The sequence below is a fragment of the Ligilactobacillus salitolerans genome (genome assembly GCF_003864415.1).
In the GTDB taxonomy this organism is placed as follows: domain Bacteria; phylum Bacillota; class Bacilli; order Lactobacillales; family Lactobacillaceae; genus Ligilactobacillus; species Ligilactobacillus salitolerans.
The window spans coordinates 1-7,298 of record NZ_BFFP01000063.1 but is presented as its reverse complement, the minus strand read 5'-3'; the positions used below and the strand labels follow the sequence as shown (position 1 = coordinate 7,298).

At 46.0% G+C, this 7,298-nt stretch carries 6 protein-coding genes, 2 tRNA genes and 1 pseudogene; 4 read left to right on the top strand and 5 right to left on the bottom strand.

Features of this window, described 5'->3' with window-relative positions; translation table 11 throughout:
- Positions 1-197: 197 nt before the first annotated feature.
- Positions 198-270, bottom strand: a tRNA-Lys gene (locus LFYK43_RS11780).
- Positions 271-334: 64 nt separating this feature from the next.
- A pseudogene (locus LFYK43_RS11775) lies at positions 335-898 on the bottom strand (GNAT family N-acetyltransferase).
- 206 nt (positions 899-1,104) lie between these two features.
- On the opposite strand from LFYK43_RS11775, the gene LFYK43_RS11770 reads away from it, so the two are divergent.
- From LFYK43_RS11770 to LFYK43_RS11755, 4 genes are all read left to right on the top strand, one after another.
- Positions 1,105-1,926 carry a transporter substrate-binding domain-containing protein gene (locus LFYK43_RS11770; protein WP_124978517.1) on the top strand — a complete coding sequence of 274 codons (822 nt, stop codon included), beginning with the start codon at positions 1,105-1,107 and terminating at the stop codon, positions 1,924-1,926.
- Positions 1,927-2,030: 104 nt separating this feature from the next.
- Positions 2,031-2,726, top strand: coding sequence for an amino acid ABC transporter permease (locus LFYK43_RS11765; protein ID WP_124978515.1), 696 nt, complete (start codon positions 2,031-2,033; stop codon positions 2,724-2,726).
- Positions 2,727-3,051: 325 nt separating this feature from the next.
- On the top strand, positions 3,052-4,221 hold the full coding sequence (locus LFYK43_RS11760) for a pyridoxal phosphate-dependent aminotransferase (protein ID WP_124978513.1): 1,170 nt from the start codon (positions 3,052-3,054) through the stop codon (positions 4,219-4,221).
- A 17-nt stretch (positions 4,222-4,238) separates the two neighbouring features.
- Positions 4,239-5,240: a D-2-hydroxyacid dehydrogenase gene (locus LFYK43_RS11755; RefSeq protein ID WP_174713997.1), complete on the top strand. Its 1,002-nt coding sequence runs from the start codon at positions 4,239-4,241 to the stop codon at positions 5,238-5,240.
- Between the two features lie 51 nt (positions 5,241-5,291).
- Here the strand turns inward: LFYK43_RS11755 and LFYK43_RS11750 are convergent, their stop codons facing one another.
- The 3 genes from LFYK43_RS11750 to LFYK43_RS11740 form a co-directional block, all read right to left on the bottom strand.
- Positions 5,292-6,104: a ZIP family metal transporter gene (locus LFYK43_RS11750; protein WP_439957221.1), complete on the bottom strand. Its 813-nt coding sequence runs from the start codon at positions 6,102-6,104 to the stop codon at positions 5,292-5,294.
- A gap of 288 nt (positions 6,105-6,392) precedes the next feature.
- Positions 6,393-6,465, bottom strand: a tRNA-Lys gene (locus tag LFYK43_RS11745).
- Between the two features lie 68 nt (positions 6,466-6,533).
- Positions 6,534-7,193 (bottom strand): histidine phosphatase family protein, encoded by a 660-nt coding sequence (locus LFYK43_RS11740; RefSeq protein WP_229718035.1) that lies wholly within the window; start codon positions 7,191-7,193, stop codon positions 6,534-6,536.
- Between the last annotated feature and the right edge of the window lie 105 nt (positions 7,194-7,298).

Here is a 7,298-nt window from a genome sequence, read left to right as displayed (position 1 = left end):
CACTTCTTGTACATCGATTCGATGTTTTGTCTAGGGCTTCCTTCAGATTCTACCTCGCAATAGACACCCTTGCCTTCGACTTGTGATACCGACCACTACGGCTCACAGCGGACTCACACCGCCTAGTTACTGCCCATGCCGGGCGCACCAAAAAAAACACGTTCACAATAAAGCGAACGTGCCATCTGATACTTTGATGGGTGGTCAGGGGATCGAACCCTGGACCCACGGATTAAGAGTCCGTTGCTCTGCCAGCTGAGCTAACCACCCATATGGTTTTATCAAACCAACAATAATTATTTTAGCAATAATGGGAAATGAATGCAAGCTTTTTTCAAAGATTATTTGCAGCTACCCAGTCGGATCTTAAAATGGCGTAAATTGCTTCATCACAGATCCCCGTGTTATTGAGCCCGTGCTGCCGCAGCGTTCCTTCATATTGGAGACCAGCTTTGTGCATGACTTTGCCTGAGGCCGGATTTTTGGTGTCATGTTTGGCTTCGATGCGTTTGAATGAAGCTTGAGAGAAAAGAAAGTTGATCACACTGACCAAAGCTTCAGTCGCGTAACCATGAGACCACCACCTCTGGCCCAGACAATAACCGATCTCTGCACAGGCAGCCGCCGGCTCTTGGTGGACGACTGTGATCGTCCCGATCAATTCGCGACTGGCAACAAGTTCGATCCCCTAGTCAAAGTAATTTTCTTTGTGGTATTGTTCTTGACGCCAGACCAGACTAGCGCGGGTCACGTTGAGATCTTGGTGCGGCTGCCAGGTCAAGTAGGTGGTGACGGCAGGATCACTAGCCCAATTTTGGTACATGGCCTTAGCGTCGGTGGGCTTGAGCTGGCGTAAGCACAAACGCTCGGTTTTTAAAGTCGAGGTTGATTTAGTCATCATGAATTCCTTCTTTCTCACAGGATAGGAAACTTAATATCCTTACTATACACTTCTTGCAAATGGATGCAATTTGACCAACTTTGAATAATTTCAGCATTAAATGCATAAATAATCAAAAAAGTGCTTGATTTATGAAATAAAATACAGTATGCTTAGAAACATAGAAATTTAAGAACGTTAATTTAGAAAGAGGATGCAGATAAATGAAAACAAAAAAGAAACTTTACATACTGCTCGCCTTCATGGCCATGTTTACGATGGTCTTAACAGCCTGCGGTAAAAAAGACAGTGACCAAAGTGTTAAAAAGATCCAAGACAAGAAAACCTTGGTTGTCGGGACTTCCGCCGATTATGCACCATTTGAATTTCCAATCGTGCAAAACGGCAAGAAAAAAATCGTGGGCTATGATATGCTGCTAGCTCAGAAAATTGCTGACAAACTGGATGTTAAGCTGAAGATCGTGAATACCGAATTTCCTTCTTTGATCTCAGAACTTAAGAATAACAAGGTCGACTTGGTCATGGCCGGCATGGTTTCTACCAACCAGCGTAAAAAAGCCGTCAACTTTTCGAACAGCTACTTCACCGTGAAAAACCAAGTCCTAGTCAAGAAGGGTGACGCAGCTAAATTTAAAGATGCCGCAACTGATTTTAAAGGCAAATCAGTTGGTGCCCAACAGACAACAACGCAGGAAAAAATTGCTAAGAGTCAGTTAAAGGGTGCAAATGTTGTGTCTGAATCAGCAGTTACGAGTTTGACTACTGAACTTAAGAAGGGCAAATTAGACGCAGTTGTAGTTGAAAATACAGTGGCTAACAGCTACGTTCAAAATCACCCAAATGATTACGAGATCGCTCCGGCTAAGCTCAAAACTTCTAAAGAACAATCATATATCAACGTTGCTCTTAGAAAAGGGGATAAGAAGTTAGCTGCCAAGGTCAACCAGGTCATCGCACAACAAAAGAAAAACGGTGGACTGGATAAGATGCTGAAAAAGGCGCAAAGTATGCAGCCTAAAGATTAAGCTTTAGCTGTCAAATTTGCATAAACACAGTCACAGTAGAGTATTCCAAGGGATAGTTGACAGTCTTTAGCCGCAACTACTGTGGAACAGTTTGGAGGAATTAGATGTTCGATTTTATGGGTCATTACTATAAATTGTTTTTGCAGGGAGCCGGCCTGACGATCATAATCTCTATTATTGGGATCGCCATCGGGATCTTGCTGGGGTTAGGACTAGTCCTGCTGCGGCGCTCACGTTTTAAGGCCTTGCAGTGGATCTCACGGATCTACGTTTCGATCGTCCGCGGGACACCGTCGATGATCCAGGTGATGTTGATCTACTATTCAATTTCCAAGGGATTGCAGATCTCGCAAGCACAACTGCTAGGCTCGGGCTTAGACCGGATCATTCCCGGCTCGATCGCTTTGGGTCTGAACTCAGCCGCTTACACGTCAGAAATTTTCCGGTCAGGGATCATCTCGGTACCTGATGGTCAAATGGAGGCTGGTTTATCGCTCGGGATGAGCGAAAGAACGACACTGTTTTCGATCATCCTGCCCCAGGCGGTGCGCAACATTTTGCCGGCGATGGGCAACGAATTTATCACATTGATCAAGGAATCATCAGTGCTGTTTTACATTGGTGTGCAAGAAGTTACTGCTCAGGCGCTCGGAGTCGGCGGTACCTTGTACGACTATGTTCCGCCGTTGATCGTCGCTGCGGTGATCTACTGGATCTTAACGACTGTGATGGCCCAGATCTTGTCATTCATGGAAAAGAAGATGGGGCAAAAGTACAGCACTGCTGCAGAAAGTAATTAATTGTTGGAGTACAAATGAATATTCTCTACTAAGTAAAAACAGACCTCGTGTCTGTTTTTGATTTAACAAAGCTTATTGCTGAAACGATCCTTTGAAGATGTGGAGCCTACTTTGTCGAAGAAGAAACCAGACAGAAAGCGTTTGGCTCTAAGTTTTTCAAAGCAGTATCCACATCCTAGAATATCAGGATCTTCAAAATTTAAACTGACTTAAAGTAAATTTTCGTAATCGAACTGCGAGAAACAATAGATCAGTACTTAGCGCTTAAACAACGCCGATAATGCTCATTTTCTAGCCGTTTCTCATTCAAAAAGGGGGATTTTATATGGTCAAACCTGTTGCTAAATTGTTTCAAAACCCAGAAAAAAATATTATGGCTGAAATTGGTAAAACTGCTGCCTTAATGCATGATGTGATCGACCTTTCAATCGGTGATCCAGACATGACAACTCCGCAGCCTATCATTGATGCCGCTTCGCAGGCTATGCTTGATGGTCAAACTCACTATACCGCTTCTTATGGCGCTCCTGAGTATTTACAGGCCATCGTTGATTTCCATAATCAGAAGTTTGGTTCGCACTACCAGCTGGAAAATGTCCGTGCAACTGTCGGTGCAAGTCATGCGACTGATCTAGCCTTTGGGGCGTTGCTTGATCCTGGCGATGAGGTCATTATTTTTGATCCGTACTTCACTCCCTATGAGATCCAAGTCAAACAGTACCATGCGACTCCGGTCTTTGTTGCTTGCAAAGTTGAAAACAACTTCCAACCGCAAAAAGCAGACATTGAGGCAGCTATTACTGAACAGACAAAGGCAATTTTGGTCAATTCACCTAGCAACCCGACGGGTGCCGTGTATGATGAAGCTACTCTGCAAGGGATCGCCGACTTGGCTAAAAAATACGATTTGTACTTACTCGCCGATGAAGTCTATTGGCCATACGTTTTCAATGAACATCAGTATTTGCCGCTGGAAAACTTTGCTCCTGAACGGACACTGGTGACAGGTTCCTTGTCCAAGGTCTTTGCGATGACCGGATTTAGGATCGGTTACCTGCTGGGACCTGCAGAAATCATCGATGCTGCCGGTCTTTTGAATGAAGGGGTCACCTACACTGCCCCGAGTATGGCACAGTTTGCCGGCAGCTTTGGCTTGCAAAACTTTGCTGAACTTTCACAACCATTACAGGCCGAGTTCAAGCAGCGTTTAAATTATCTTGGAACTGAACTTAATAAATTGCCTTGGGCCAAAACGATCCCGATCGCCGGCAGTATTTATCTTTTCTTGGATATTTCTGGGAGTGGGATGGATGATGTGACTTTCAGTGATTACTTGTTAGAAAAGGCAGGGATCTTAGTTATTCCTGGCCGCGCTTTTGGCCCAGCCGGACAAGGTTTCGTTCGGATCGCTGCCACTCAGAACATGGCAGAATTGGAAAAAGCGGTCGCTGGTTTTAAATCTTTAAACTTTGAAAAGGAATCATTAAGCAAATAGGCGGGGAGGATCTCAAAGTGACGAAGTTATTAATGTACAATATTATGGCTGATGAACAAATTGTGGTCGATGAATGGCTCAAAACCCACCCAGACGTACAAATCGACACGAACCACGTAACGATCAGCTCAAAAACGGTTGATCTGGCAGAAGGTTACGATGGTATTTTGACTCAGCAAGATAACGCGATCGATGACCCAATCGTTTATCAGAAACTGCATTCTTATGGCATTAAGCAAATTGCCTTGCGGACGACAGGGTATGAAACGATGGATATTAACGAAGCTGCGGCCAATGACTTGGTGATCACTAACGTTCCCGCCTATTCCCCGCGTTCGGTGTCAGAACTGGTTTTGGCTCATACAATGTGGCTTTTGCGTCATTTGAACGATTACACTCAACGTGAAAGTCATAATGACTTTACCTGGGATGGACTGCAGGCTCGTGAGATCCATGAACTAACGGTCGGGATCGTTGGGGCAGGCAAGATCGGCAGTGAAGTGGCGCGCATCTTTAAGGCTTTAGGTGCAACTGTGATCGCTGCTGACCCGGTCCACCGGCCAGAACTCAACAGTGTTGTCAAATATGTGGACCACGAAACGGTTTTTAAGCAGGCTGACATCGTCACGATGCATACCCCGCTTTTGCCAACGACCCAGCATATGATCGACGCCCAAGTTTTCAAAATGATGAAACCAACTGCTTTGTTCATTAATGCCTCGCGGGGCGGCGTCGTCGATACGCCAGCGCTGCTCCAGGCCTTAAAATCACATGAAATTGCCGGCGCCGGGATCGATACGATTGAAAACGAAGCCGATATCTTCAGTAATGACTTCTCACAAAAAGAGCAGCCTAACAAGTGGCTGCAAGAGTTGTTGAGCTTAGACAATGCGACAGTCAGTCCGCATATTGGTTTTTACACTGACATCGCTATTAAAAATATGGTGGAAATTGCCCTAGCCGATACTTTAACAGTTCTTGCCGGCGAGCATAGTCTCCACGAATTACCAGCAGATTAGTACAAAAAGACCTCCAGTGAGCAGATAGACTGGAGGCCTTTTTGCTGCTGTCTAGCCTAAACCGACATCAAGCGACATCATTAGGGCAAAGCCGCATAAGAGGGCGATCGTGGCAACATCGTTATTGCCGTTGGTCTGTGACTCTGGGATCAATTCTTCAACACAGACGAAGATCATGGCACCTGCTGCAAATGAGAGAGCATAAGGCAAGATGATAGTGACTTGCGTAACTAGCCAAGCTCCCAGAGCAGCACCGATTATCTCGACTAAGGCACTGGCTTGGCCAAGATTAAAGGCGTGGTTCTTGGGTGCTCCGCTGGAGCGGATCGGCATCGAGAGAGCGGACCCTTCCGGCAGGTTCTGCAGACCGATCCCGATCGTTAAAATTAGGGCACTTTTCAGACTTGCGGAGCTTAATCCCATTTCTCCAGCACCATAAGCGACACCGACTGACAGCCCTTCTGGGAAATTATGGATCGTGATCGCCAAGAAGAGCAGGGTCGTTGGAGACAACGAGGTGCGCGGACCTTCGACACCAGTTTTGCTGGCAAAATCCATGTTGGGGACGACGGCATCGATCAGGCGCAAGAACACGCCCCCCAGCAGGAAGCCGATGACTGGAGGTACAAAGGAGAATTTGCCGTAACCGCCTGCCTGTGAATATTCGATCGAAGGCGCCAGCAGGGACCAGAAACTCGCTGCGATCATGATCCCGGCTGCGAAACCGTTCATAATATCCAGTAATTTACGGTTAACATCCCTGAATAAATAAACGACTGCGGAACCGACCGCAGTACATGCCCAAGTGAAGACACCCGCCAATGTTGCTTGAAAAATGGGGTTAAGTTCGATAAACCAGTTAATCATAGGACCACCTTTCTTAGCTGTACCAAAAATAATTGTTTTGTTCATCCAATAACAATATAACAAGGACTAAGGCATTCCGTCCAATTATACAGAACATAACTAATGAAATAGTGATTCAGGGCGTGCCAAACTCTAAGTCAAGCGAGGGGAAAGTACAAAAAAAGAAGCTCAGAATTTCTTCTGAACTTCATTAGTTGAATTTTTGCATAAAAAAAGAGAAGCCAGATCTGTTTTCCAAATGCATTTCGCACCAACAGTCCTGCTCCTCACGGGTTTGGCACCCAATGGGTGGTCAGGGGATCGAACCCTGGACCCACGGATTAAGAGTCCGTTGCTCTGCCAGCTGAGCTAACCACCCGAATGATTTAAAATGACCATCTACCATTATGCCAAGATTTTGGATAAAACACAAGCATTTTTTTAAAATTATTTTAGGCGGCGAGCTGATGGTTTGTGCGCCCACTCGATCAGCTTGAAATTTTGGCTGGAGTCAGCTTCAAAAATTGTGACGCTTGAAGTGGGCAGCAGACCGTCTCGGCGAACTTCATCAAGCGGCACACCGCGCAAAGAGTTCAGCAAGGTCGTCAGCAACAAACCGTGGCTGGCGACTAAAATATTGTCTTTTGCAGAGGCTCTTTGGCAAATGGAGTCCAAAACGCGGAAACCGCGGTCACGGACCTGAACATAACTTTCAGCGTGGCTGGCAATCCCACTGAAGAGCGCTGGGTGGTTAAAGTAATTTTCCAGCTCGGCTGACGGGGCAATAGCTGCCAGGGGCCGTCCGTCCCAGTCGCCTAGGTTCATCTCCGTTAGATCTGCCAGCAGCTGGATCTGCGGCAGTTGGGTTTTGTTTTTGCTTAAGACTAGTTCTGCCGTCTTGCGGGCACGTTTTAAAGGCGAAGAAAAGCAGAGGTCAAAGTGGACTTGCTGTAAGTCTTCGCCTAATTTTTGTGCCTCTTGTTTCCCAGCAGCTGTCAAAGTTGGATCGACATGACCGCCATTAAAGACGTGCTGCTGATTGTTGATCGTGGTACCGTGACGAATGAAATAAAAACGCATGCTGCTCTCGGGGCTACTATGTGTCAAGTAGACAGCTCAAATAATTAAAACCTATGCGATTTTCTGAACGGCATGATTCCGATATTCTGTTGGGGTCATGCCGTTTAGTGTTTCTTGACGACGTTTGTTATT